The organism is Nonomuraea sp. JJY05 (assembly GCF_043496855.1).
GTDB lineage: Bacteria > Actinomycetota > Actinomycetes > Streptosporangiales > Streptosporangiaceae > Nonomuraea.
Genome location: NZ_JBIEIS010000089.1, coordinates 1 through 21939, shown reverse-complemented (window position 1 = coordinate 21939; position 21939 = coordinate 1). Strand labels below are relative to the sequence as shown.

Annotated in this window: 23 protein-coding genes and 1 pseudogene; 15 read left to right on the top strand and 9 right to left on the bottom strand. The window is 70.1% G+C overall.

Annotated features, from left to right (window positions below):
* Together ACFKCF_RS60415 and ACFKCF_RS60410 are read left to right on the top strand one after the other, a co-directional pair.
* Positions 1-241 (top strand): annotated as a pseudogene (locus ACFKCF_RS60415) (ATP-dependent Clp protease ATP-binding subunit ClpC); the annotation flags it as partial.
* A 601-nt stretch (positions 242-842) separates the two neighbouring features.
* Entirely contained in the window at positions 843-1781 is a 939-nt protein-coding gene (locus ACFKCF_RS60410) for a TIM barrel protein (protein WP_394506395.1), read from the top strand.
* 441 nt (positions 1782-2222) lie between these two features.
* Here the strand turns inward: ACFKCF_RS60410 and ACFKCF_RS60405 are convergent, their stop codons facing one another.
* Complete coding sequence (locus ACFKCF_RS60405; RefSeq protein ID WP_394506394.1) at positions 2223-2687, bottom strand: MarR family winged helix-turn-helix transcriptional regulator; 465 nt, start codon at positions 2685-2687, stop codon at positions 2223-2225.
* A gap of 60 nt (positions 2688-2747) precedes the next feature.
* Between ACFKCF_RS60405 and ACFKCF_RS60400 the strand changes: the two genes are divergently transcribed.
* Positions 2748-3164: a cupin domain-containing protein gene (locus tag ACFKCF_RS60400; protein WP_394506392.1), complete on the top strand. Its 417-nt coding sequence runs from the start codon at positions 2748-2750 to the stop codon at positions 3162-3164.
* Positions 3165-3319: 155 nt separating this feature from the next.
* Here the strand turns inward: ACFKCF_RS60400 and ACFKCF_RS60395 are convergent, their stop codons facing one another.
* On the bottom strand, positions 3320-4201 hold the full coding sequence (locus ACFKCF_RS60395; protein WP_394506391.1) for an A/G-specific adenine glycosylase: 882 nt from the start codon (positions 4199-4201) through the stop codon (positions 3320-3322).
* A gap of 79 nt (positions 4202-4280) precedes the next feature.
* Between ACFKCF_RS60395 and ACFKCF_RS60390 the strand changes: the two genes are divergently transcribed.
* From ACFKCF_RS60390 to ACFKCF_RS60380, 3 genes are all read left to right on the top strand, one after another.
* Complete coding sequence (locus ACFKCF_RS60390) at positions 4281-4955, top strand: hypothetical protein (protein ID WP_394506389.1); 675 nt, start codon at positions 4281-4283, stop codon at positions 4953-4955.
* 88 nt (positions 4956-5043) lie between these two features.
* On the top strand, positions 5044-5556 hold the full coding sequence (locus ACFKCF_RS60385) for a hypothetical protein (RefSeq protein ID WP_394506387.1): 513 nt from the start codon (positions 5044-5046) through the stop codon (positions 5554-5556).
* Between the two features lie 77 nt (positions 5557-5633).
* Positions 5634-6047 (top strand): cytidine deaminase, encoded by a 414-nt coding sequence (locus tag ACFKCF_RS60380; RefSeq protein WP_394506385.1) that lies wholly within the window; start codon positions 5634-5636, stop codon positions 6045-6047.
* A gap of 265 nt (positions 6048-6312) precedes the next feature.
* Here the strand turns inward: ACFKCF_RS60380 and disA are convergent, their stop codons facing one another.
* From disA to ACFKCF_RS60355, 5 genes are all read right to left on the bottom strand, one after another.
* Entirely contained in the window at positions 6313-7389 is a 1077-nt protein-coding gene (gene disA, locus ACFKCF_RS60375; RefSeq protein ID WP_394506383.1) for a DNA integrity scanning diadenylate cyclase DisA, read from the bottom strand.
* 40 nt (positions 7390-7429) lie between these two features.
* Positions 7430-8836 carry a DNA repair protein RadA gene (gene radA, locus ACFKCF_RS60370; RefSeq protein WP_394506381.1) on the bottom strand — a complete coding sequence of 469 codons (1407 nt, stop codon included), beginning with the start codon at positions 8834-8836 and terminating at the stop codon, positions 7430-7432.
* A gap of 165 nt (positions 8837-9001) precedes the next feature.
* Positions 9002-9307 carry a thioredoxin gene (gene trxA / locus ACFKCF_RS60365; RefSeq protein WP_357738041.1) on the bottom strand — a complete coding sequence of 102 codons (306 nt, stop codon included), beginning with the start codon at positions 9305-9307 and terminating at the stop codon, positions 9002-9004.
* 2 nt (positions 9308-9309) lie between these two features.
* Positions 9310-9678 (bottom strand): MerR family transcriptional regulator, encoded by a 369-nt coding sequence (locus ACFKCF_RS60360; protein ID WP_394506379.1) that lies wholly within the window; start codon positions 9676-9678, stop codon positions 9310-9312.
* Positions 9679-9781: 103 nt separating this feature from the next.
* On the bottom strand, positions 9782-10480 hold the full coding sequence (locus ACFKCF_RS60355; RefSeq protein ID WP_394506378.1) for a class I SAM-dependent methyltransferase: 699 nt from the start codon (positions 10478-10480) through the stop codon (positions 9782-9784).
* 84 nt (positions 10481-10564) lie between these two features.
* On the opposite strand from ACFKCF_RS60355, the gene ACFKCF_RS60350 reads away from it, so the two are divergent.
* The 7 genes from ACFKCF_RS60350 (at position 10565) to ACFKCF_RS60320 (ending at position 17541) form a co-directional block, all read left to right on the top strand.
* The gene (locus ACFKCF_RS60350) at positions 10565-11374 is read left to right on the top strand and encodes a sugar phosphate isomerase/epimerase family protein (protein ID WP_394506376.1); all 810 of its coding nucleotides are present in this window, start codon (positions 10565-10567) and stop codon (positions 11372-11374) included.
* Positions 11371-12141 (top strand): class I SAM-dependent methyltransferase, encoded by a 771-nt coding sequence (locus ACFKCF_RS60345; RefSeq protein ID WP_394506374.1) that lies wholly within the window; start codon positions 11371-11373, stop codon positions 12139-12141. Before ACFKCF_RS60350 ends, ACFKCF_RS60345 begins: the two co-directional genes overlap by 4 nt.
* Before the next feature lie 231 nt (positions 12142-12372).
* A complete protein-coding gene (locus ACFKCF_RS60340; RefSeq protein ID WP_394506372.1) occupies positions 12373-12957 on the top strand; it encodes a TetR family transcriptional regulator in 585 nt (194 codons plus the stop codon).
* A gap of 139 nt (positions 12958-13096) precedes the next feature.
* On the top strand, positions 13097-15202 hold the full coding sequence (locus ACFKCF_RS60335) for a (Fe-S)-binding protein (RefSeq protein ID WP_394506370.1): 2106 nt from the start codon (positions 13097-13099) through the stop codon (positions 15200-15202).
* A gap of 147 nt (positions 15203-15349) precedes the next feature.
* Positions 15350-16153: a hypothetical protein gene (locus ACFKCF_RS60330; RefSeq protein WP_394506368.1), complete on the top strand. Its 804-nt coding sequence runs from the start codon at positions 15350-15352 to the stop codon at positions 16151-16153.
* The gene (locus tag ACFKCF_RS60325) at positions 16150-17217 is read left to right on the top strand and encodes a glycosyltransferase (protein ID WP_394506366.1); all 1068 of its coding nucleotides are present in this window, start codon (positions 16150-16152) and stop codon (positions 17215-17217) included. Before ACFKCF_RS60330 ends, ACFKCF_RS60325 begins: the two co-directional genes overlap by 4 nt.
* A 42-nt stretch (positions 17218-17259) precedes the next feature.
* Entirely contained in the window at positions 17260-17541 is a 282-nt protein-coding gene (locus ACFKCF_RS60320; protein WP_394506365.1) for a metal-sensitive transcriptional regulator, read from the top strand.
* Positions 17542-18023: 482 nt separating this feature from the next.
* Here ACFKCF_RS60320 and ACFKCF_RS60315 read toward each other — a convergent pair whose 3' ends face one another.
* Positions 18024-19349, bottom strand: coding sequence for a hypothetical protein (locus tag ACFKCF_RS60315; protein ID WP_394506363.1), 1326 nt, complete (start codon positions 19347-19349; stop codon positions 18024-18026).
* A 53-nt stretch (positions 19350-19402) separates the two neighbouring features.
* On the opposite strand from ACFKCF_RS60315, the gene ACFKCF_RS60310 reads away from it, so the two are divergent.
* Positions 19403-20305 carry a hypothetical protein gene (locus ACFKCF_RS60310; protein ID WP_394506361.1) on the top strand — a complete coding sequence of 301 codons (903 nt, stop codon included), beginning with the start codon at positions 19403-19405 and terminating at the stop codon, positions 20303-20305.
* Here ACFKCF_RS60310 and ACFKCF_RS60305 read toward each other — a convergent pair.
* Positions 20277-20798, bottom strand: coding sequence for a gamma carbonic anhydrase family protein (locus ACFKCF_RS60305; RefSeq protein WP_394506359.1), 522 nt, complete (start codon positions 20796-20798; stop codon positions 20277-20279). The two genes, ACFKCF_RS60310 and ACFKCF_RS60305, sit on opposite strands and share 29 nt — an antisense overlap.
* A gap of 150 nt (positions 20799-20948) precedes the next feature.
* Here ACFKCF_RS60305 and ACFKCF_RS60300 point away from each other — a divergent pair, with 150 nt between their 5' ends.
* Entirely contained in the window at positions 20949-21905 is a 957-nt protein-coding gene (locus ACFKCF_RS60300; protein ID WP_394506357.1) for a hypothetical protein, read from the top strand.
* The last annotated feature ends 34 nt before the right edge of the window (positions 21906-21939 follow it).

The following is a 21939-nucleotide window of genomic DNA, read 5'->3' as shown; positions in this document are numbered from 1 at the left end:
GCTGCTGGCCGACCGGGGCTACGACCCGGTCATGGGCGCCCGTCCGCTCCGCCGTACGATCCAGCGAGAGCTCGAGGACTCGCTGTCGGAGAAGATCCTGTACGGCGAGCTCCGGCCGGGGCAGGTCGTCAAGGTGACCATCGAGGGTGAAGGCGACAACGCCAAGTTCATCTTCAAGGGCGAGTCCGCCTCCAAGGTCCCCGACTCGGCCGCCGCCATCGCGGCCCCGATCCAGCACTGACGGATCCCGAAAACCCCCGTGTGAATCCCTCACACGGGGGTTTTCCATTTCCAGCTTGTGAGCTCCCCGGCGGCTGGGGCGGCGGCTGCGCCTACCGGCCGTGGGTCTCGGCTCGTCGCGTATCCCGCCGCTGAAGTGGCGCTTACCGGTCCCCGGGCGCTTCGCCGTCTGGCATCCTTTGATCTCCACGTCGCTGAGCCCGCTACACGTTCCATGTGGCTGGGGGCAGCGGCTCCGGTTCCAGCCGTGGGCTCGTGTCGTAGCGGCGGTGTTCGCGTCAGGCCCGGTTCTCCCTGGGAACCTCGGCTCCGGTCGGGGGTGAAGGGCAGTCGGCGCGGTGGTCCCACTCGGTCGTTGCGTAATTGTTGGGGTACCGGGTGTGCCGCCACCGCGAGTAGTACTACACTGCGTAGAGCATCGCCAAGTCGCATCCAAGCGAATCACAAGATCGTGTTCCTAGGCTGAGGCCTGCTCCCTGGGGAGTAGCGCGAAATCAACTCTGGGCGGACGCGTGACCCCCGAACGAGCAGCCATGCTCTCAAGGGTCAGCATCGTCCAAGGCGGGCGACGGAACACAAAGAGCAAGCCGTGGAGGAAACCGATGCGCCTGCGTCACAATGACGGAACGCTCGTTCACCTCGCCTACAACGCGGGCATCCACCCTGCCGAGGACCTGGAGAACCTGATCGCCCACCTGACCCGCTACGCGGTTCCGGTGCGCAAGCGGCTGGGCGTGGAGCGGATGGGCATCGGGTTGTGGCTCTCGCCGAGCGTCGCCGACCATCTCACGGCCGACCGTATCGAGCTCGTACGGCTGCGCCGCTCCCTGGAGGAGCGCGGCCTGGAGGTCGTGAGCCTCAACGGCACCGGCGGCCGCAACCAGGAGGTCCCAGGCCCCGACTGGGCCAAGCCCGAGCGTTACCGCTACACCAAGGCCCTGGCCAAGATTCTGGCGTTCCTGCTGCCGGAGGACGTGCGGTTCGGGAGCATCTCGACGATCCCGATCGGGTGGCGCCGCGACTGGCCGGCCGACCTGCACTCGATCGCCACCCGCCGGCTGGAGCGCTTGGCGCGCGAGCTGCGCGGCATCTACAGCGTGACGGGGAAGACCATCAGGGTCGGGTTCGAGCCGTGGCCCGGGTGCGTGCTGGAGACGACCGAGCAGGCCCTTGAGCGGGTCGGCGGCATCGACTCCGAGCACCTGGGCGTGTGCCTGGACGCCTGCCACCTCGCCTGCGGGGCCGAGGAGCCGGGTGCGGCCCTGAAGGGGCTGGCCGAGGCCGGCGCGCCGGTGGTCAAGCTGGGGCACGTGCACAACCACACGGGGGAGACGCCGAGCACGGGGGCCGTACTGCACGACACGCTGACGGCCATGCTGTCGGGCGCGGTGAGCGGCAGTGCGCACATCGAGGTCGAGACGCACAACCTGACCGTGCCGGGACGCGCCAAGGGGCCGGGGGCTCTGGTGTCGCTGCTGGCCGAAGAGCTGGCCTGGGCCCGTACGAACCTGACCAGCCTGGGCCTCCAGCTGGCCGCCTGACAGCCGGTCTGGGCACCGCCCGGGCTGGCGCACCGATCGGGACGAGCGCCGCCTGGGCTTAACACCGCCCAGGCTTAGCAGTGCCGCTCGGGGCGCGTGGGGACCAGGCTGAGCGCCGCCCGTCTGAGCACCGCCCGTCTGAGCACCGCCCGTCTGAGCGCCGTCTCCAGGCGTCGTCCGCCTCAACGCCGTCCGCCTCAACGCCGTCCGTCTCAACGCCGTCCGTCTGGGTGCCGGTCGCTTGAGCGCCGTTCGTCTCGGCGGCGCCTGAGCGCCCGCCGTCTGAGCCCTGTCCATGGGCGGCACCCGCCTCAGCGCCGCTCTGAGAGCTGCTAAGAAGCCTGGGCAGGTCGTGTTCGGCGGCTGCCGAGCCGGTAGGGCAGTGCCGTCGCTGGGGTGTCCGACCGGCGCGGGGCGGTGGGTCGGCGGGGGCGGGGGGCGTCAGAGGCCGCCGAACCAGCCCGGGGTGTCCAGGCGCCAGAGATCGGCAGGGGTCATCCTGCGTAGGTCCGACTCCAGGGCCTGCAGGCGGTCCTCGCCGAGTTCGGCGGCCCAGCGGGCGCGCAGCGTGTCGAAGATGCGGGCCGACCGGTTCAGGGCGTCCATCCCGTACGGGGTGAGCCGGACGATCTTGCGTCTGGTGTCGTGGGGATCGGTGGTCCGTTCGACGTAGCCGATGCGTTCCAGGGTGTCGATGGTCTTGCCCGCCGCCTGTTTGGACACCCCGAGCGTGCGGCCCAGTTCGACGGCCGTGGTGCCGCCCGGGCCGATCGCCTGCATGACGAACCCGTGCATGGGCCGTATGTCGGGATGCCCCTGCCGGGCGAGCTCGGCGTGGAGCTCGTCGATCAGCACCCTGAACGCGAGCAGCAGGCGCAGCGGAAGTTCGAAGCCTTGGCTTGACATGATGGACAACCTGGTTAACTATATAGACAACGTAGTTGCCCATCTTAAAGGAGTTCATCGATGTCTGTTGTCATGGCCGCCGATTCCCGCAAGACCGAGACGCCCAACGGCGTCATGACCACGCTCGCCTCTCCGACCCAGGGCGGGGCGGGGCAGGCCGTGTGGCGGGTGGACGCCAAGCCGGGCATGGTGGGGCCGGTGCACGCGTTCGACGTCGAGCTGGTGTGGACCTGGCTCGACGGGACCGCCGTCGTCGAGCTGGGCGGCGAGCGGTTCGAGGTGGGCCCGGGGGACACCATGGTGCTGCCGGCGGACGTGAGCCGCCAGATGTTCGCGGACCCGGAGCGCGGGTTCGTGTCCATCGTGGCAGCGCCCGCCGGGGCGCGGGCCTACAACCCGGACGGGGTGTCGGAGCCGGACGCCTGCGACCTGGCGCCCAAGGATGCGGAGCGCATCGTGCCGCTCTGGGTCAGGTAGTCCCATGGGGGAGGCGAGGTGCCGCTCTGGGGCAGATGGTCCCAGGGGGGAGGCGGTTAGGCGCCGTTCTGGGTCAGGTGGCCCGTGGGGGAGGTGGTTAGGCGCCGTTCTGGATCAGGTGGCCCGTGGGGGAGGTGGTTAGGCGCCGTCCTGGGTCAGGTGGTCGCGTGAGGGAGGCGGTAGGTGCCGTCGTCCAGGTGCTCGGCCAGGCCGTCGGCGATCAGGCCGTCGAGGGCGCGCTCGCGCTGGACGGCGTCGTCCCACACCACGTCCAGAGCCGCCTTGGGGACGGGGCCGTGGGCCTTCCGCAGCACCTCCAGCAGGCGGCCCCGGCACTGCCGGTCGGTGCCCGCGTACGTCTGGCCCTTGCGCGCGGGGCCGGCGTGCGGCGGCTTGCCCGCCAGGCGCCAGGCGCACACGTGGGTGATCGGGCAGTCGGCGCAGCGCGGGGCGCGGGCCGTGCAGACGAGGGCGCCCAGCTCCATCACGGCCACGCCCCAGCGGGCCGCGCCCAGCTCGGGCAGGAGGGCCTCCGCCAGCCGCCGCTCGGCCGCTGAGGTGGCCGTGGGAGGGTATTCCTCCGCGCGTACGGCCCTGGCGAAGACCCGCCGGACATTGGTGTCCAGGACGGCGTGGCGGCCGCCGTAGGCGAAGCTGGCGACCGCGGCGGCGGTGTATTCGCCGATGCCGGGCAGGGACAGCAGGGTCTCGTGATCGGACGGCACCTCGCCGCCGTGCTCCTCGGTGATGGCCTTGGCGCAGGCGTGCAGGCGCAGCGCCCGGCGCGGGTAGCCGAGCCGCCCCCAGTGGCGTACGGCCTCTCCCGGCTGCTGGGCGGCCAGCGCCGCGGGGGTGGGCCAGCGGTCCATCCACTCGTGCCAGATGGGCAGGACGCGTACGACCGGGGTCTGCTGGAGCATGATCTCGCTCACCAGCACGCCCCACGGGGTCGCGTCGGGGGCGCGCCACGGGAGGTCTCGGGCGTTGTCCTCGTACCAGTCCAGAACGGGGGCGTGCAGGAGGTTCGGCTCAACCACGCGGTCAAGCGTATTCGGAGAAGAGGGCCTCTCGGCGTGTCGTCACTTGTTGTAGCCGCATGGCTACCATCCTGTGCCTATGGATCCGGATACTATGCGCGGCGACGGCGGTGACGTCTACTGGCGGCGCCGGATGAGCGTGCTGGTGGCGGTGCTCGTCGTGGTGGCCGTCGTGGCGTGGGCGTGCTCCAGCGGGAGCAGCGGGCCGGAACGCACGTCCAGTGCGAAATCGTCACCGAGTGCGACACCCGCCGTCGATCCCCTGCTGGCGGGCCTGCGTACGCTCGCGATGGGCACGGCCAGCCCGTCCCCGTCCTCGTCCGCCCCCCGGCCGACCCCCGCGGCGCTCCCCAGGCACCCCGGCGACCCCTGTACCGAGCAGGACCTCGTGCTGAGCATGCAGGGCGGCAGGGAGCCGATCTACACGGGCGACAGCCGGCCCACGTTCATGATCACCCTGGTGAACACGGGCTCCGTGATGTGCACCGCCGACGTGGGACCGCGCGCCATGGAGATCCGCATCACGTCGGGCGCCGACCGCATCTGGTCCACCGCCGACTGCGTCAGCGGGGTGGGCTCGGAGGTCAAGGAGCTGCAGCGCGGGGTGCCGTACGTCCGCTCCCTGGTGTGGGATCGGCACCGCTCCAGCGCCGACTGCCGTTCGACGCCGACCGCCGCGCTGCCCGGCACGTACGTGGCCACCGTGCGCATGGGCCAGCTCCGCACCGTCAAGGGCGTCTTCCACCTCCGCTGAGGAGACCAGCGCATATGTCGTGATTTCTCCACTCATGATCCGGACTCACAGTAGAGTGAGCCGGTCATGTGATCATGGAGGAGTCGTTATGAGGCAGACGATCGGCCGTTCGGTTCTGGTGGCGGTGCTGGCCGCGAGCTTGGTGCCGGTCGGTGTCGCGTCCGCGTCCGCCGCCGGGCGCAAGCCGGCCTTCGGGCCGCTCGGGTACGGCAACCTGAGGCTCGGGATGACCGCCGCGAAGGCGAAGGCGACCGGGAGGATCGTGCACAAGCCCGGCGGAGACTCCGCCAGGTGCACGACGTGGGACCTCAAGGAGAGCCAGTACCCCGAGTACCGCGTGGGGATGTACATCTCGAAGAAGCTCGGCGTGGTCGTGATCGTCGCACCCCCCGGCGCCAGGACCCCTCAGGGCATCGGCATCGGCTCCACCAGCGCGCAGCTCAAGGCCTCCTACCCCAAGCTGCGGCGCGGCCCGGGCGGCTACCCCGCGGCCACCGTGCCCGGCAACAAGAAGGCGTACTACCTCTTCAACGAGCGCAAGGGCGAAGTGGTAGAGATGAGCCTCGTGATGGCCAAGCAGGACTGCCTCAGGGTCAACTAGGGCCGCGTCGGAGGGCCATTGCTCTGCAACTGACCCGACACGCCCTCGTCGCCTGGCACCTGACGAAGGGGGAGAGAATGACCACGCAGACCCACCCCGTCGACCACGAACTCATCCAGGCCGCCGCGCACGTGGCCCGCACTCGCTGCCAGGGTGACAACCACACCATGGCAGCCGCGGCCCGTGCCCGGGACGGCCGGATCATCACCGCGATGAACGCCTACCACTTCACGGGAGGACCCTGCGCCGAGCTGGTACTCATCGGCGCGGCGGCCGCCCAGGGCGCCTACGACCTGGACACGATCGTCGCCGTGGGCGACCGCGACCGAGGCGTCGTCCCCCCGTGCGGCCGCTGCCGCCAGGTCCTTCTCGACTACTTCCCCGCCCTCAAGGTGATCGTCGGCCAAGGCGACCGCATCCGAACGGTCCTCGTCACCGATTTGCTCCCCGAAAGCTACGTCTGGGCCGATCACCAGCTCGACGCCGAATAATCCGCGCCACTCAGCACGGGCTGACACCGTCAGCCGGCAACAAGGCGAACGTCGCCTGATGCGGCACCAGGCCCCGCATCCCAGGCGTGGATGTGCGAGAAGGTCTCCCTGGCCGGCTCGTCATCGGGTGATGCGTCCGGCGGAGCGCGAGAGGGCGACAAGCACGTCCGCGCCTTTGCGGAGCTGGAGGGACGGAGCCGCCGGGAGGCGATGCCCGAGGAGTCAGATGGCGCGTGGCGCCCCTGCCGCATCCCGGTCCGGGGCCTCAGACGTAGCGCTCCAGGATGGAGGACTCGGCGAGGCGGGAGAGGCCCTCGCGGACGCTGCGGGCGCGTGACTCGCCGACCCCGCCCACCGCCTGCAGGTCGTCGATGCTCGCCGCCAGCAGCTTCTGCAGGCCGCCGAAATGGTTGACCAGGCGGTCGACCACCGTGGCCGGGAGGCGGGGGACCTTGGCGAGCAGGCGGAAGCCGCGGGGGCTGACCGGGCTCTCCAGCTTGTCGGCGCCGGAGTGGCCCATGACGTGGGCGACGGCCGTGAGGTCGAGCAGCTCGCTGCCCGACAGCTGGTCGAGGTCGTGCATCGCCTCGACCAGGCGCCGCTGGCGGCGGCCCGAGGGAGCGGGGAGGTAGTCGCGGATGACCAGCTCCCGCTCCGAGTCGACCCCCGCCACCAGCTCGTCCAGCTGCAGGGACAGCAGGCGGCCGTCAGTGCCCAGCTCCACCACGTAGCCCTTGATCTCGTCGGAGATCCTGCGGACCATCTCCAGCCGCTGGGCCACCGCGGACACGTCTCGGACCGTGACCAGGTCCTCGATCTCCAGGGCCGACAGGGTGCCGGAGACCTCGTCGAGGCGGTGCTTGTAGCGCTCTAGGGTGGCCAGGGCCTGGTTGGCCTTGGAGAGGATGGCCGCCGACTCCTCCAGCACGTAGCGGATGCCGTCGAGGTAGAGGGCGATGATGCGCATCGACTTGCTGATGGCGATGATGGGCAGGCCGGTCTGCCGGGCCACGCGCTGCGCGGTGCGGTGGCGGGTGCCGGACTCGTCGGTGGGGATGGACGGGTCGGGCACCAGGTGCACGGCGGCGCGTACGATCTTGTGGTCGCCGCTCAGCACGATGGCGCCGTCCATCTTGGCCAGCTCGCGCAGCCTGGTGGCGGAGAAGTCGACGTCGAGCTCGAAGCCGCCGCTGCACAGCTCCTCGACGACCCTGTTGTAGCCGAGCACGATCAGCCCGCCGGTCTGCCCGCGCAGGATCCGCTCCAGGCCGTCGCGCAGAGGCGTGCCCGGGGCCACCGCGGCCAAGGCCTCGCGACGGCGGTCGTCCAGACTCCTATCCACCTGACCCCCGTGTCGATCGGTCACGCTCAGCTTAGCCGCGCTAGGTCACGTGCGTGAGGGCGTCCCAGACGTTCTCCGCCTGCACCACCTCGAACCCGGGCGCGAACGCCACCGGCCCCACAGGCACCAGAGCACGCTGTCCGTTACGCTTGCGGCCGGCTTCTTCGAGCGATCCGGTCGGCACGAGGGCCCGCTTGAAACCGAGCCTGGCCGCCTCCGTCAGCCTCCTGCGCACGTCCTTGACCGGGCGCAGCTCGCCGGCCAGGCCCACCTCGCCGAGCGCCACCAGGCCCGGCGGCAGCGGCTTGTCGCCGGCGGCGCTCGCGACGGCGAGCATGACCGACAGGTCGACGGCTGGGTCGGCCAGCTTGATGCCGCCCACGGTCGCGGTGAACACGTCGCAGCCGCCCAGCCGGGCGTTGAGCCGGCGCTCCAGCACCGCGAGGATCATCTGCACGCGGTAGGTGTCGAGGCCCGACGACGTGCGCCTGGGCTGCTGCGCCTCGGTGCGCGCGACCAGGGCCTGGACCTCGGCGGGAAGCGGGCGGGTGCCCTCGACCGTGACGGTGACGCAGGTGCCGGCCACCGGCTCGCTGCGCCGCGAGACGAACAGGCCGCTCGGGTCGGTGATGCCCTCGATGCCGCGCTCGTGCAGGTCGAAGCAGCCGACCTCGTCGGTCGGCCCGAACCGGTTTTTGATCGCGCGCACCATGCGCAACCTGGAGTGGCGGTCGCCCTCGAAGTTGAGCACGACGTCGACGAGGTGCTCCAGCGTGCGCGGGCCCGCGATCGAGCCCTCCTTGGTGACATGGCCGACCAGCACGGTGGCCATGTTGCGCTCCTTGGCCAGGCGGACCAGGTTGGCGGCCACCTCGCGCACCTGCGTCACCCCGCCGGGCACGCCGGTGGCCTGCGCCGAGCCGATCGTCTGCACCGAGTCGACCACCAGCAGCGTGGGCTCGACCTTCTCCACGTGGGCGATCAGGGCCGACAGCTCGGTCTCGGCCGCGAGGAAGAGGCGGTCGCGGATCGCGCCGATGCGGTCGGCCCGCAGCCGCACCTGGGCCGCCGACTCCTCGCCCGTCACGTAGAGGACCGTCTCGCGCTCGGCGATGCGGGCCGCGGCCTCGAGCAGGAGCGTGGACTTGCCGATGCCCGGCTCGCCCGCGAGCAGCACCACCGCCCCCGGCACCAGGCCGCCGCCGAGCACCCGGTCGAGCTCGCCCACGCCGGTCGTGCGCGCGGTCGCCACCTCGGCCTTGACCTGCCCGATCGGCACCGCGGGCGAGGTGATGGCGCCGGCCTGGACGACATTGGCGCCGGCGCGCGCGCCCTCCTCCTCGACCGTGCCCCACGCCTGGCACTCGCCGCACCTGCCCACCCACTTGGTGGTGCGCCAGCCGCACTCGGCGCAGCGGTATCCAGGCTTCTGGGCAGTCTTGGCCATGTCGAGCAGGCTAGCGGGACGCGCCGACAATCCTCGACAGGTACGCGCCCCGGGCGCCACGCCAGTTCCGGCTCGAAGGCGGAGCCTTCCACGCCACGACAATCCCGGCACGAAGGGGAAGCCCCCGGCGCCACGCCAGTCCCGGCTCGAAGGGGAGCCCCCGCGTTACGCCAGGCCCAGCTCGGAGACCAGCATGCGCTTGGGCTTGGCGCCGACGATCTGCTTGACCGGCTCGCCGTTCTCGAACAGCAGCATCGTCGGGATGCCCATCACGCCGTAACGGGCCATGGTCTCGGGGTTCTCGTCGGTGTTGAGCTTGCCGATGGTCAGCCCGTGCTCAGCCTCGATCTGGTCCAGCACCGGCGCCACCATGCGGCACGGGCCGCACCACTCGGCCCAGAACTCGACCAGCACCGGCTTGTCGCTCTTGAGCACCTGCTCCTCGAAGTTCTCGGTGGTCAACGTGATCATGTCTATCCCCTTACGAAGCAACCTGGGCACGATTGCGCGAGCTGGGCGGCGACCTCGGCACGGCGGGCGAGCAGGACGCGGATCTCCTCGTCGATCTCGTTGAGCTTGCGCTCGTAGACCTCGACCGACTCCGCGCACGAGCCTCCCGTGCTGTGCCCCCGGCGCAGGCAGTCGATGAACGGCCGGGTGTCCTCCAGCGTGAACCCGATGCTGAGCAGCGCCCGGATCTCGGACACCAGCCTGACGTCGTCCTCGCTGTAGTCACGGTAGCCGTTGGACCCGCGACGGGCTCTGAGCAGGCCGTGCTGCTCGTAATAGCGAAGTGAGCGGGTGCTCACCCCCGTACGTTCCGCCAACTCTCCGATGCGCATGCCTTCACGGTAAACGTTGACACCGACGTCAATGTCAAGCGGCGAGGGAAGGCGGCGGCTCCCCAGCGACCGAGCCCGCCTCCACGGAGTGGAGGCCATGAATTCAGTAGTAGCGCCAGCGCAGCACGTTCGGGTAGGGGAGTTCCAGGCCGGGCGTCTCGGCGATGGCCTGCTCGGCCACCTCGGGCGTGAACTCGATGCGCAGCACCGCCTCCAGCTCCGCCCGCCGCTCGAAGACCATCCTGAGGTCCAGCGGCCGCCGCTGCCAGCCCTGCCGGTCCCAGAACGACTCGACCTCACGGACGGAGTACGTCGGCACCGTACGCGAGAACCAGCGGCCGAACGCCCCCCGCGTGGCGTCGAGGTCGAGGACGAAGGCCGCGCCGCCGCGGCGTACCACCCGGGTCAGCTCGCGCAGGCCCGGCTCGCAGCCGGGGCCGAAGAAGTACGCCCAGCGCGCGATGGCCACGTCCACGCTCGCGTCGGGCAGCGGCAGGTCCTGGGCCGCGGCGGCGTGGACGGTCACGTTGGCCAGCGCGGCGCAGCGGCGCACGGCGAGCGCGGCCAGGTCGCCGTGCGGCTCCACACCGATCACCTGCGCGGCCTCGGACGCCAGCGCGGGCAGGTGGAACCCGGTGCCGCAGCCCACGTCGAGCACGGTGGCGCCGTTCCAGGGGCGCAGGGCGCGCATCGCCGCGTCGGCCGCGCCTTGGGGGTCGACGGCGCGGTTCTCCAGCTCGTAGATCTGGGGGGTGTTCCAGATGTTCGGGCTCGGGATCGCACCTTTCGCTATCCGTGGCATGCCCCAAAGTTAAGCCAGCCGCCGTACGCGGCTCACCAAAGGGGCTTTCGCGCCAGAACGGCTCCACCGGCTTAGGCTGGCAGCGTGGCTGATGTCATCCGCGTGCCCAATGCGAAGATCGCATTGTCCACGGCTTCGGTATATCCGGAACGCACTCCCGACGCGTTCGAGCTGGCCGCGCGCCTGGGTTACGACGGTGTCGAGATCATGGTGGGCGCAGACCCCGTGAGCCAGGACATCGACGTGATCGAGCGGCTGTCCGACCACTACAAGGTCCCGGTGCTGGCCATCCACGCGCCCTGTCTGCTGGTCACCCAGCGAGTCTGGGGCCGCGATCCCTGGGCCAAACTGGTCAAGGCGCAGAAGGCCGCCGAACGGCTGGGCGCCGCGACGGTCGTGGTCCACCCGCCGTTCCGCTGGCAGCGCGACTATGCCCGCGAGTTCGAGACGGGGCTGGCCAGGATGCGTGACGAGACCGACGTCACGTTCGCGGTCGAGAACATGTTCCCTCTGAAGGCCAGGGGCAACGACGTGGTGCCCTACTCGCCCGACTGGAACCCGATCGACTACGACTTCCCGCAGGTCACGCTCGACCTGTCGCACACGGCCGTGTCCGGCTCCGACGCCATGGAGATGGCCGTCAAGCTCGGCGACCGGCTGGCGCACCTCCACCTGGCCGACGGCCTCGGGGTGACCAACAAGGACGAGCACCTCGTGCCCGGCAGGGGCAACCAGCCGTGCGCCCCGATGCTGGAGCGCCTGGCCAACACCGGCTACTCGGGGCTGGTGGTGCTGGAGATCAACACCCGCAAGGCGGCCAGCCGCACCGAGCGGATCGACGACCTGGCGGAGGCGCTGGCGTTCGCCCGGCTGCATCTGGCGGCGACTTCATGAACACAGGGCCGATCAGGGGTCTGGGCAGGATGTTCGAGCGGGTGGCCGACGCGTACGACGCGGGCCGGCCCCACTATCCCGACGAGATGTACCGCGCGCTGGCCGAGGTGACCGGCGTCGACCTCGACGGCGCCACCACGGTGGACGTCGGCGCGGGCACCGGCATCATGACGCGCGCGCTGAGGGCGCGCGGCTCCCACGTCATCGCGGTCGACCCGGGCGCGGAGATGCTGGCCCGCCTGGTCTCCCGGACGGAGAGCGGGACGCCCTCCGTCGCTGCCGTGCTGGCCGACGGCAACGCGCTGCCGCTGGCCGACGGCGTGGCCGATCTGGTGACGTACGCGCAGTCGTGGCACTGGCTCGACCCCGTGGCGTCGATCGCCGAGGCCCGGCGGGTGCTGCGGCCCGAGGGGGCCATCGTGGGCTGCTGGAACTTCAATCACGCGGCCCAGGCCGGCTGGCTGGCCGCCTACGAGGCCCGCCTGGCGGAGGCGGTGCCCTCCTACTACGGGCCGGCGGTCGAGCAGTGGTCGGCGCCGCCCATCGCCGCCGCCTTCGAGGTGATCGAGGAACGCTGGATCCCCTGGACCCGGCTGGTCGGCATCGAGGACTTCCTGCTCGGCCTGCGCTCCCACTCCTACATGGCGGCCCTGCCCCCTGAGTTCGCCGGCGAGCTGGTCGAGCGGCAGCGGGCCGAGCTTCGCAGGGAGTTCCCCGAAGGCGTGCTCTCCGTCCCCATGCGCGTGTACCTGGCGGTGGGCAGGTGACGCGAGGGAGCGCCGTCGCCTGGACTGAGGAGCGGCGGGAGCGGAGCGACCAGAGCGACGAGGGAAGGCGGCGGCTGCACGGCGACCGAGCCGCCTCTGCGGAGCGGAGGCCATGAGCGGGCGAGGGAGCGCCGTCGCTTGGACTGAGGAGCGGCGGGAGCGGAGCGACCAGAGCGACGAGGGAAGGCGGCGGCTGCACGGCGACCGAGCCGCCTCTGCGGAGCGGAGGCCATGAGCACGGACAAGAAGCGGCCCGGGCGCAGGCCGGGGTCGGCTGACACGCGCGGGGAGATCCTCACGGCGGCCAGGAAGGTGTTCGCGGAGAAGGGGTTCGACAAGGCCACCGTGCGCGGCATCGCCCGCGAGGCGAAGGTCGACCCCGCCCTCGTGCACCACTACTTCGAGACGAAGGAGGGCATGTTCGCGGCGGCCATGCGGCTGCCGTTCTCTCCCGAGAACATCGTCCGGGTGTTGGTGGAAGGTCCGCGCGAGGAGGTCGGCGAGCGGCTCGTACGCATGCTCCTGCAGGTCACCGCCTCACCGGAGACACGCGAGCCGATGCTGGCGCTGATCCGCTCGGCCATGACCAACGAGCAGGCCGTCACGATGGTCCGCGAGTTCTTCACGAACGCGCTGCTCTTCCAGGTGGCCGAACGGATGAAGGTGCCGCACCTGCGGATCGAGGCGGCGTTCGCGCAGATGTTCGGCATGGTCATGGCCCGTTACGTGATCAGGCTGGAGCCGATGGCGAGCGCCGGTCACGACGAGCTCGTGGAGTTGCTCGCGCCGACCATCCAGAGGTACTTCGAAGGCTAGAGCATTGTTCTGCACAAGGCGATGACCATAGGGTATGTCGCGTACGCCGGAAATGTTACTCGCGGGTAGGATGCGGGTAGCGGTCTGTGCGACGGGTGACCGTACGCTGGCAGCCAACGTCGTTCTGTGGGAGGACCCTGTGCTCTGGGTAGCCATCATCGGGCTCGTGATGACCGTCCTCGCGGTGGCCGTCGCCGGCCGCAGGGCGCTGTTCCTGTTCAAGCTGGCGACCGTGGGGCCGCCCGCGCCCGAGCGGATCGACTACGCCAAGACCCACGCGGCCGATGAGGCGAAGGCGCAGCTGGTCGAGGTGTTCGGGCAGAAGAAGCTGCTGAAGTGGACGCCGTCCGGCGTCGCGCACTTCTTCGTCATGTGGGCGTTCTTCATCCTGCTGACCGTCTACATCGAGGCGTACGGCGCGATCATCCAGGGCGCGATCACCGGGACGCCCGACTTCCACATCCCGCTGATCGGCACCTGGGCCGTGCTCGGCTTCCTGCAGGACTTCATCGCGGTCGCCTGCGTGCTCGGCCTGATCGCCTTCGCGGCCATCCGGATCAAGAACTCCCCCGACAAGCTCGGCCGCCGCTCCCGCTTCTCCGGCTCCCACCTCGGCGGCGCGTGGCTCGTCCTGTTCATGATCTTCAACATCATCTGGACGCTGTTCCTGGCCAGGGGCGCGTCGGCGGCCAACGGCAACTTCCCCTACTCCTCCGGCGCGTTCGTCTCGCTCGCGCTCGGCGACGTGCTGCCGGACAGCGCCCTGCTGGAGGAGATCGCGCTGCTGCTGCACATCGGCTTCATGCTGGTGTTCCTGGTCATCGTGGTGAACTCCAAGCACCTGCACATCTTCACCGCGCCGCTCAACGTGCTCTTCTCGCGCCGTCCCGACGGCCTGGGCGGCGCGCCGGAGATGCGGGTGGCCGGCAAGGTCGTCGATTTCGAGGACGAGGACCTCGACCCGGAGAAGCTCGGCCGCGGCAAGATCGCCGACACCACGTGGAAGGGCTTCCTGGACTTCTACTCCTGTACGGAGTGCGGCCGCTGCCAGTCGCAGTGCCCGGCGTGGAACACCGACAAGCCGCTCTCGCCGAAGATGCTCATCCTCGACCAGCGTGACCACGCCTTCAAGGTGGCCCCGTACCTGCTGGCCGCCCAGCAGGGCGTCGAGCACAAGGACACCGACGTGCTCGCGCTGCTGGAAAAGCCGCTGGTCGGCGAGGACGGCGTGATCCACCCCGACGTGCTCTGGTCGTGCACCAACTGCGGCGCCTGCGTCGAGCAGTGCCCGGTGGACATCGAGCACATCGACCACATCCTCGACATGCGCCGCTACCAGGTGATGGTGGAGTCGTCGTTCCCGTCCGAGGCGGGGGTGATGGTGAAGAACCTGGAGAACAAGGGCAACCCGTGGGGCATGTCCGAGATGAAGCGGGCCGACTGGATCGAGGAGCTCGACTTCGAGGTCGAGGTCGTCGAGGACAAGATGCCCGAGGACGCCGAATACCTGTTCTGGGTGGGCTGCGCGGGCGCGCTCGAGGACCGGGCCAAGAAGACCACCAAGGCCGTGGCGGAGCTGCTGCACATCGCGGGCGTGAAGTTCGCGGTGCTCGGCCCGATGGAGGCGTGCACCGGCGACCCGGCCCGCCGCCTGGGCATGGAATACCTGTTCAACATGCTCGCCCAGCAGAACATCGAGACCCTCAACGAGGCCGGCGTCAAGAAGATCGTCGCCACCTGCCCCCACTGCTTCAACACCCTGGCCAACGAGTATCCGCAGCTCGGCGGCACGTACGAGGTGGTGCACCACACGCAGCTGCTGTCGAAGCTGGTGGACGAGGGCCTGCTCACCCCGATCACCCCGATCGAGGAGAAGATCACCTACCATGACCCCTGCTTCCTCGGCCGCCACAACAAGGTCTACTCCCAGCCCCGCGACATCATGTCCAAGGTGCCGGGCGTGCAGACCCAGGAGATGCACCGCCACAAGGACCGCGGGTTCTGCTGCGGCGCCGGTGGCGCGCGCATGTGGATGGAGGAGCGCATCGGCAAGCGCATCAACACCGAACGCGTGGACGAGGCGCTGACCACCAACCCCGACACCGTCTCCACCGCCTGCCCGTTCTGCATGGTGATGCTCGGCGACGCGATCAACGAGAAGAAGAACAACGGCGAGGCCAAGGAGTCGCTGGAAGTCGTGGACGTGGCGCAGCTGTTGATCAAATCGGTCAAGGGCGCTTCCTGACCACCTTTTGTCGGACTCCTTCACAGCGTCTGTGGAGGAGTTCCGCACGTCAGGGGGTCACGTGCACGAAATCCGGCATCCACATAACGGGAAAATCACGGTAACCTCAACGTCGCATGGCTCTATTCGACGGGGAGGGGGCTCGTGATGGGCGTCGTCGTCACGGACGCCGAAGTCACTCTGGCCGACGTCCTCGCCCTCCGGCTCGCCATCGACGCACCACTGGAAGACGGCACCGAACTCGTGCTCAGGCATCGCACCACGGGGGTGGAACGCGACGTGCGGCTCGGCACGCCTGGCGCTCGGGCGCGCGAGGCCACGGTCGCGGTCTCGCTCGCGCCGCTGGAGCTCAGCGCCGGGCGCTGGGACGCCTACCTGCGTCGGGAGGGCAAGCGCAGCCGGCTGCGCAGCGTCGATCCGGGCTTCTCCCTCGACCACCTCGACGCGTACGCCCTGTGCCGGCGGACCCTCGCCTACCGCTCCTACCGCACGCGCAACGGCTTCCTGGCGCTGAAGATCTCCGACGCCGAGCCGGTGGCCGAGGTCCGCTCGATCTGGTTCAGGGAGGGGCGCTTCGAGGTGATGGGCCTGCTGGCGTACACCGGGCTCGAGGACGACGACTCCCGCCATGAGGCCGTGCTGAGACTGGACCGCAGGCAGACCAGCGCGCGGCTGTCGGCCACCGCCACCGTGCAGGGCGTGCGCTTCCACGCCGCGGTGTCGCTCGTGGACGTGGTGGGCGCCGATCCCGACGCCGCGGAGAGCTCCGGCACCTGGGAGCCCGCGCTGGAGGTCGAAGGCGTGCCCACGCCGCTCAAGCTGGGCTCGCGGCTCGACGACGTCGACGGCAAGAGACGCCGGCTGCACTATCCCTCCGCCACGGTCGACGGCGTCCCCATCAGGCCCTGCTACACCGCCGACGACGAGCTGCGGATCGAGGTGGGCGGATGAAGGTGAGCCTGGTCCTCGCCTCCGCGTACGCGATGAGAGGCGACGTCCGCGCCACGCTGAACCTCGCCACCGCCCTGTCCGACCGGCACGACGTCGAGGTGATCAGCGTCCGGCGGCAGAAGGAGAAGCCGTTCTTCCCCGTCGGGCCCAAGGTGACCATGCGCAGCCTGATCGACTCCAGGCCGGGCATCAGGCACCTGTTCCCGCGCGGGCAGGTCCGCGCGGAGGTGGCGCTGTGGCGGCTGCTGCGCAACCTCAAGTCCGACGTGCTGATCACGACGCGGCCGGGGCTCGGCGTCCAGGCCGCGAGGCACGCTCCCCGCGAGACCCTGAAGATCGCCAGGGAGTGGGGGCGGCCGGCCGTCCCCGGGCCGGTGAAACGCTTCTATCCGCGCCTGAACGCCGTCGTGACGGCCACGGAGTCGGCCCAGGAGGAGTGGAGCAAGCTCCTCACCGACGGGCCCCCTGTGGCCTCTGTGCTGGACGCGCTGCCCGACGGGCCGTGGCCGCGCTCGCGGATGGACAACCGCATCGTGGCCGCCGGCGGCCGGTGGGTGCCGGTCAAGGCGTACGACCGGCTGATCAAGGCGTTCGCGATCGTGGCGGACAAGCGCCCCGACTGGCGGCTGCGCCTGTACGGCGGCGGGCCGGAGGAGCGGCGGCTGCGCGCGCTGGTCCGCGAGCTCAGCCTGCACAACCACGTCTACTTCATGGGCACGACGCCCGACCTGGCGGGCGAGTTCGCCAAGGCGTCGATCGTGGCCAGCACCTCGCTCACCGAGGACCTCGGCATGGCGGTGCTGGAGGCCATGGGCTGCGGGGTGCCCGTGGTGGCCTTCGACGGGGCCAGGGGGCCGCGGGAGTTCGTGGCGACGGGCTACAACGGGGTGCTGGTGCCGGAGGCCGAGGGCGACCTGGAGCTGTTCGCGGCGGCCCTGCTGGCGCTGATCGACGACGAGCGCAGGCGGCGCTCGCTCGCGGCGGGCGCCCTGGACACCGCGGTGCGCCATGCGGCCGGAGAGGTGGCCGAGCAGTGGGAAAAGCTCATCGGCGACCTGCGCTGAACGACCCGGGCACCCCCCACCCGTTACGGGTACCTTAGAAGCATGCATGGGTACAGCGGAGACAAGCAGGCATATCTGACGCGTCTCAGGCGGATCGAGGGTCAGATCAGGGGCCTGCAGCGCATGGTCGATGACGACGCCTACTGCATCGACGTGCTCACCCAGGTCTCCGCGGCCACGCGGGCGCTCCAGGCGGTGGCGCTGGGGCTGCTGGAGGAGCACATCTCCCACTGCGTGGCGGACGCGATCAACACTGGCGGGCCGGAGGCCGACGCGAAGGTCAAGGAGGCCTCGGCGGCCATCGCGCGCCTCGTCCGCTCATAGACCCGGCGGTCCTCCTTCAGAAGGAGGACCTACCGAGGGATTAACTAGTTATGGGAAACCCCGGAAACCTTCTAACTAGGTCTCCGGGGCTAGTAATCGAGTTGATCCTTCAGCGGCTCGCCGAAGTCCGCAATCCGAGCGCGTCGTCGAGTTCGTCCAAGGTCAGCCGCCGCTCGCTGACAGCCACGGCCGTGAGCACCTCGGCGTAGAGCGCAATCTCGTCCAACGCGACACGGTCGTGGACCCGAGAGTCCAGGTCATCGTGCCCCACCGCGTCGTCCTTCCTTCCGCAGCCCACACCCTCTACGAGGTTACGGCGGAGACCCTTCAGGCAACATGGCCCATCGGAGTCATTCCTTTCCGAACCGCGGGGCCCGTGGCGATCATTTCCCGAATCCGAGATCACAATTCGGAGAATTGCCTGTTACCTGAGCGTTAGAACCATATAGGCGAAGTAAGGGTTAAATAACGATATTTGTGGTTTAGGTGTGGTCTGTGTGGTTGTCGTCGCGTTCGTGGATGAGTCTGCGCACGAGCGCCGTCTGCCCGGCCAGCCCCCGCTCCGGCACCTTGGCCCCCGTCAGCCTGCCCCACGCCAGCCCCGTCGCGTACGCGGCCCCGAGCACGGCGGCGGTGCTCTCCCGGTCCGGCGGCGCGATCTCCAGCGCCGCCGCGGGCTTGGTCAGCACCTGGCCGGGCACGGGGAAGCCGTCCGGCTCGGTCGACTCGCCCGCCGAGGTGCCGGTCAGGCCGGCGCGCTCCAGCTCCTCGTACGCGCGCCTGAGCCGGTGGTCCAGCCGGGCCGGCAACTGCCCCTTGGAGTCCGACAGGTCGGCCAGGAACGTGGCGGCGGCCATGGGCGGGTCGGGCATGAAGGCCAGCGCCTCGACCAGGTCGTAGACGGCGTGCGAGAAGTCCGCCTCCAGGTCGTTCTCGACGAGCAGGGCCCGGCACAGCCGCGGCGGGCAGCGCTCCAGCCAGGCCGCCCGCAGGGCCTCGGCGTCGGTGCGGGCGTCGTCGAGCCCCGGCCGGCGCAGCATGGGCTCGACCATCGTCAGCAGGGCGAGCGCCCGCGGCCTGAAGCGCCTGTCGGACATCAGGATCTGGGCCGCGTCCGCCATGGTGGCGGCGAGCCTGAGCGCGGCCCGCGGCCGCCCTGCCCGCTGCCGCTCGGCGACGAGCGCGGCGAGGTCGAGCAGCGGCGGCGCGGGCAGCCAGCGCACCCACTCGTCGCCGGGCAGCGGGCGGCGCAGGTATTCGCCGAACACCGTGATCAGCCGCTCGTTGCCGTCGAACGCGGGCGCGTACGCGCACCACATGATCGCGCCCCAGACGGCCGCCACCGTGCTCGGCACGTCGGAGCCGAAGATCTCGTCGAAGGCCGTCAGCGGGTAGTCCAGCTCCGACTTGAGCCCGCTGGACCGCAGCAGCACCCTCAGGCGCTCGGTGAGGCTCTCGGAGACGTCCGGGCCGATGAACGCCTGGGTGGAGCCGGGCTCGGCGTGGAAGTCGGGCCCGTACGGGACCACGTCGTCCGGCAGCACCGCGGCCGGATGCTGCACCTGGCGCGCCCGGCTGCCCCTAGGAGGCGGCGCGAGGTGCCAGCGGCCGTCGGCCGGATCGTGCAGATGCCAGCGCGCGTGCACCCCGTAGAGCCATCTGTCGCCATCTGGGGTCACAAGTATTCTGGCGGCCAGTACGTGGGCCCGATCGGGGACGGAAAGCCCTTGCCAGCGCGGGTCCGCGACCATCGCCCGGACCTCCGCCTCGGCGGAGGTGAACGCATCCCAGGGTCGCACGGGCGCCATCGTACTGGGACCGTCCAAATCATCCATCGGCATTTCACGGCACAATGACCGTTATGAGGGCGAAGGTTGCAGGGGTGCTGGCGGTGGTCGGCGCGCTCTCCGCTTGCGGTACGGCCACGACGGCGCAGCCGTCCCCGACGGGGCCAGGGGTGCTCACACTGGACAAGGCCACGGCGCCGGAGCCCGGCGGTGAGGTGGGCGAGGCGTCCACGGAGTTCCAGAACGCGACGGACATGTCCATGTGGACCAAGCTGAGCGAGACGGAGAAGGACGTCGACCGGATCGGCAAGCTCGACATCAACAAGACCGTGAAGGGCTCCCTGTATCTGGAGCCCAGGACCTCGGCCTGGTTCGACGGCTTCCGCGGCCCCTTCGTGTACCAGGAGCTGGCGGGCGACGTCCTCATGTACGCCAGGGTCAAGGTGGAGGGCAAGAAGGGCGGGCAGCCCAAGCGGAAGTTCTCGCTCGGGGGCCTGATGGCCCGCCAGCCCGGCTCGTACGCCAAGCCCAACTGGGTGTCGGTCACCACCGGCACGGCCGACAAGAGCGGCCAGGTCGAGGTGAAGTACACCCAGGACGGCAGCTCCAAACCGCAGGAGCTGGCCGTCAAGACCGGCTGGGTGGACCTGGCGCTCGGCCGGGTGGGCCGCGTCTTCGTCGCGCTCTACAGGGAGGACGGCGGCAAGTGGAAGGTCGGCCGGCGCTGGCCGTCCAACCTCCCCGACGTGCTCCAGTGGGGCATCACCGCCTACACCGACTGGGACAGCTACAACCTGCTCAAGAAGGACGCGACCAAGGCCAACGCCAAACTGGTCAAGGGCGTGCCCGACCTGAAGCTGACCGTCGACTTCGTCCGGTTTTTACGCCCTGAGCTGCCCGAGTACGCGGACGCGCTCAACACCGCCTCGGTGTCGGACGAGGTCCTGATCAAAGCGATGACGCCTGCCGGTGCCTGAGCGCCTTGGCCATGTAGTTGTCCGGCGTGCGGGCGAAGGACGCCCGGTCCTCGTCGGTGAGTTCGCGTACGATTTTTCCGGGTATACCGGCCACCAGCACGCCCGACGGGATCTTCTTGCCCGGTCCGACGAGCGCGCCGGCGGCCACCAGGGTGCCCGCGCCGACGCGGGCGCCGCCCAGCACGATCGCGCCGATGCCGATCAGCGCGCCGGTCTCCACATGGGCGCCGTGGACCATGGCCTTGTGGCCCAGGCTGACCCGGTCCTCCAGGACCGCCGGCTCGCCGGGATCGGCGTGCAAGCAGCTCAGATCCTGTACGTTGCACTCCTCGCCGATCTCGATCCGCTCGTCGTCCCCTCGGAGAACGGAGCCGTACCAGATGCTGGACGCCCGGCCCACTCGCACGCTGCCGACCACGACGGCGCCAGGGGCTATGAAAGCCTCAGGGTGTATGTCCGGGACTGCCCCGTTATCCAACGATGCGATGTACATCCGAGCCATCGTAATTCCCCGTCCGGCTGTGGCGTTCCGGTTGCGGACGTGGGCAGATGGCAGGAAAGTCGTTTCCTGACGTCTCGTTGTCAGACCCTCACAACCCGCAATTTTCCCCCGCCTCACGCAAACCACCCTTAGGTAACCCCCATGATGAACCAGCACGAGAGCATTCCCGATCTGATGCAAGAGGACACCTTCGAGGTCGTGATGCGCGGCTACAACCGCCGTCAGGTTCACGACTACATGATCCGTACCCGCAACCAGGTAAGGGATCTGGAAGAGCGGCTGGCCCGGGCCATCGACCAGGCAGAGCAGGGCCGCATCGAGCTCGCGGAGGCCAGGCGGCGCATGGTCGAGGCGCCGCAGAGCTACGACGACCTGAGCCCGAGACTCGCCCAGATCCTCCGGCTCGGCGAGGAGGAGGCGGCGGCCAAGCGGGAGGACGCCGAGGCCGAGGCAGCCAGCGTCCGCGACGCGGCCAAGTCGGAGGCCGACCGGCTGCTGACGTCGTCCCGCGAGACCGCCGACAAGATCCTCACCTCCGCCCAGGCGGAGGCGGAGCGGCGCGTGAACGAGGCCACGCAGGCGGCGGAGCGGATGCTGGCCCAGGCGGGCTCGGACGCGGAGGAGCAGCTCGCGGCCGCCCGCACCGAGGCCGAGGACCTGCTGCGCGACTCGCGCGCCGAGTCCGAGCGGCTGGTCACGGCCGCCCAGTCGGAGTCGGAGCAGATCCTGCAGGCCGCCAACGCGCAGGCCGAGCAGCTGGTGACGGGCGCCCGGAGCGATTCGGAGTCGATGCTGGCCTCCGCGCAGCAGCGCACCGCCGCGCTCGACGAGCAGACCGGGCGGCGGGTCGAATATCTGACCAACACGCACACGGAGGTCGTGCGGCGGCTGACCGAGATCAGCTCGGTGCTCGGCGACCTCATGCGGACCGAGTCGGCGGCCGGGCCGCTCGTCCCGGACGCGGTCGCGCCCCCGGTCTCGCCGCAGGAGGACGTGCGGGTCATCGTGGAGGAAGAGGAGGAGAAGCCTCTGGAGGAGGGGGGCGTCTCCGACGACACCGACATCCACATCGTCCGGCTGTCCGAGGTGAACAAGTAGTCCACACCCCGGGCGGGCACGGCTGGAGGCGTGC

Coding starts and splice junctions, on each gene's coding strand:
- ACFKCF_RS60330 (WP_394506368.1), top strand. CDS start 15,350: ATGGGCGTCGTCGTCACGGACGCCGAAGTCACTCTGGCCGACGTCCTC.
- ACFKCF_RS60400 (WP_394506392.1), top strand. CDS start 2,748: ATGTCTGTTGTCATGGCCGCCGATTCCCGCAAGACCGAGACGCCCAAC.
- ACFKCF_RS60300 (WP_394506357.1), top strand. CDS start 20,949: ATGATGAACCAGCACGAGAGCATTCCCGATCTGATGCAAGAGGACACC.
- ACFKCF_RS60305 (WP_394506359.1), bottom strand. CDS start 20,798: ATGTACATCGCATCGTTGGATAACGGGGCAGTCCCGGACATACACCCT.
- ACFKCF_RS60340 (WP_394506372.1), top strand. CDS start 12,373: ATGAGCACGGACAAGAAGCGGCCCGGGCGCAGGCCGGGGTCGGCTGAC.
- ACFKCF_RS60360 (WP_394506379.1), bottom strand. CDS start 9,678: ATGCGCATCGGAGAGTTGGCGGAACGTACGGGGGTGAGCACCCGCTCA.
- trxA (WP_357738041.1), bottom strand. CDS start 9,307: ATGATCACGTTGACCACCGAGAACTTCGAGGAGCAGGTGCTCAAGAGC.
- ACFKCF_RS60325 (WP_394506366.1), top strand. CDS start 16,150: ATGAAGGTGAGCCTGGTCCTCGCCTCCGCGTACGCGATGAGAGGCGAC.
- ACFKCF_RS60410 (WP_394506395.1), top strand. CDS start 843: ATGCGCCTGCGTCACAATGACGGAACGCTCGTTCACCTCGCCTACAAC.
- ACFKCF_RS60390 (WP_394506389.1), top strand. CDS start 4,281: ATGGATCCGGATACTATGCGCGGCGACGGCGGTGACGTCTACTGGCGG.
- ACFKCF_RS60380 (WP_394506385.1), top strand. CDS start 5,634: ATGACCACGCAGACCCACCCCGTCGACCACGAACTCATCCAGGCCGCC.
- ACFKCF_RS60320 (WP_394506365.1), top strand. CDS start 17,260: ATGCATGGGTACAGCGGAGACAAGCAGGCATATCTGACGCGTCTCAGG.
- ACFKCF_RS60355 (WP_394506378.1), bottom strand. CDS start 10,480: ATGCCACGGATAGCGAAAGGTGCGATCCCGAGCCCGAACATCTGGAAC.
- ACFKCF_RS60345 (WP_394506374.1), top strand. CDS start 11,371: ATGAACACAGGGCCGATCAGGGGTCTGGGCAGGATGTTCGAGCGGGTG.
- ACFKCF_RS60315 (WP_394506363.1), bottom strand. CDS start 19,349: ATGGCGCCCGTGCGACCCTGGGATGCGTTCACCTCCGCCGAGGCGGAG.
- ACFKCF_RS60385 (WP_394506387.1), top strand. CDS start 5,044: ATGAGGCAGACGATCGGCCGTTCGGTTCTGGTGGCGGTGCTGGCCGCG.
- ACFKCF_RS60310 (WP_394506361.1), top strand. CDS start 19,403: ATGAGGGCGAAGGTTGCAGGGGTGCTGGCGGTGGTCGGCGCGCTCTCC.
- radA (WP_394506381.1), bottom strand. CDS start 8,836: ATGGCCAAGACTGCCCAGAAGCCTGGATACCGCTGCGCCGAGTGCGGC.
- ACFKCF_RS60405 (WP_394506394.1), bottom strand. CDS start 2,687: ATGTCAAGCCAAGGCTTCGAACTTCCGCTGCGCCTGCTGCTCGCGTTC.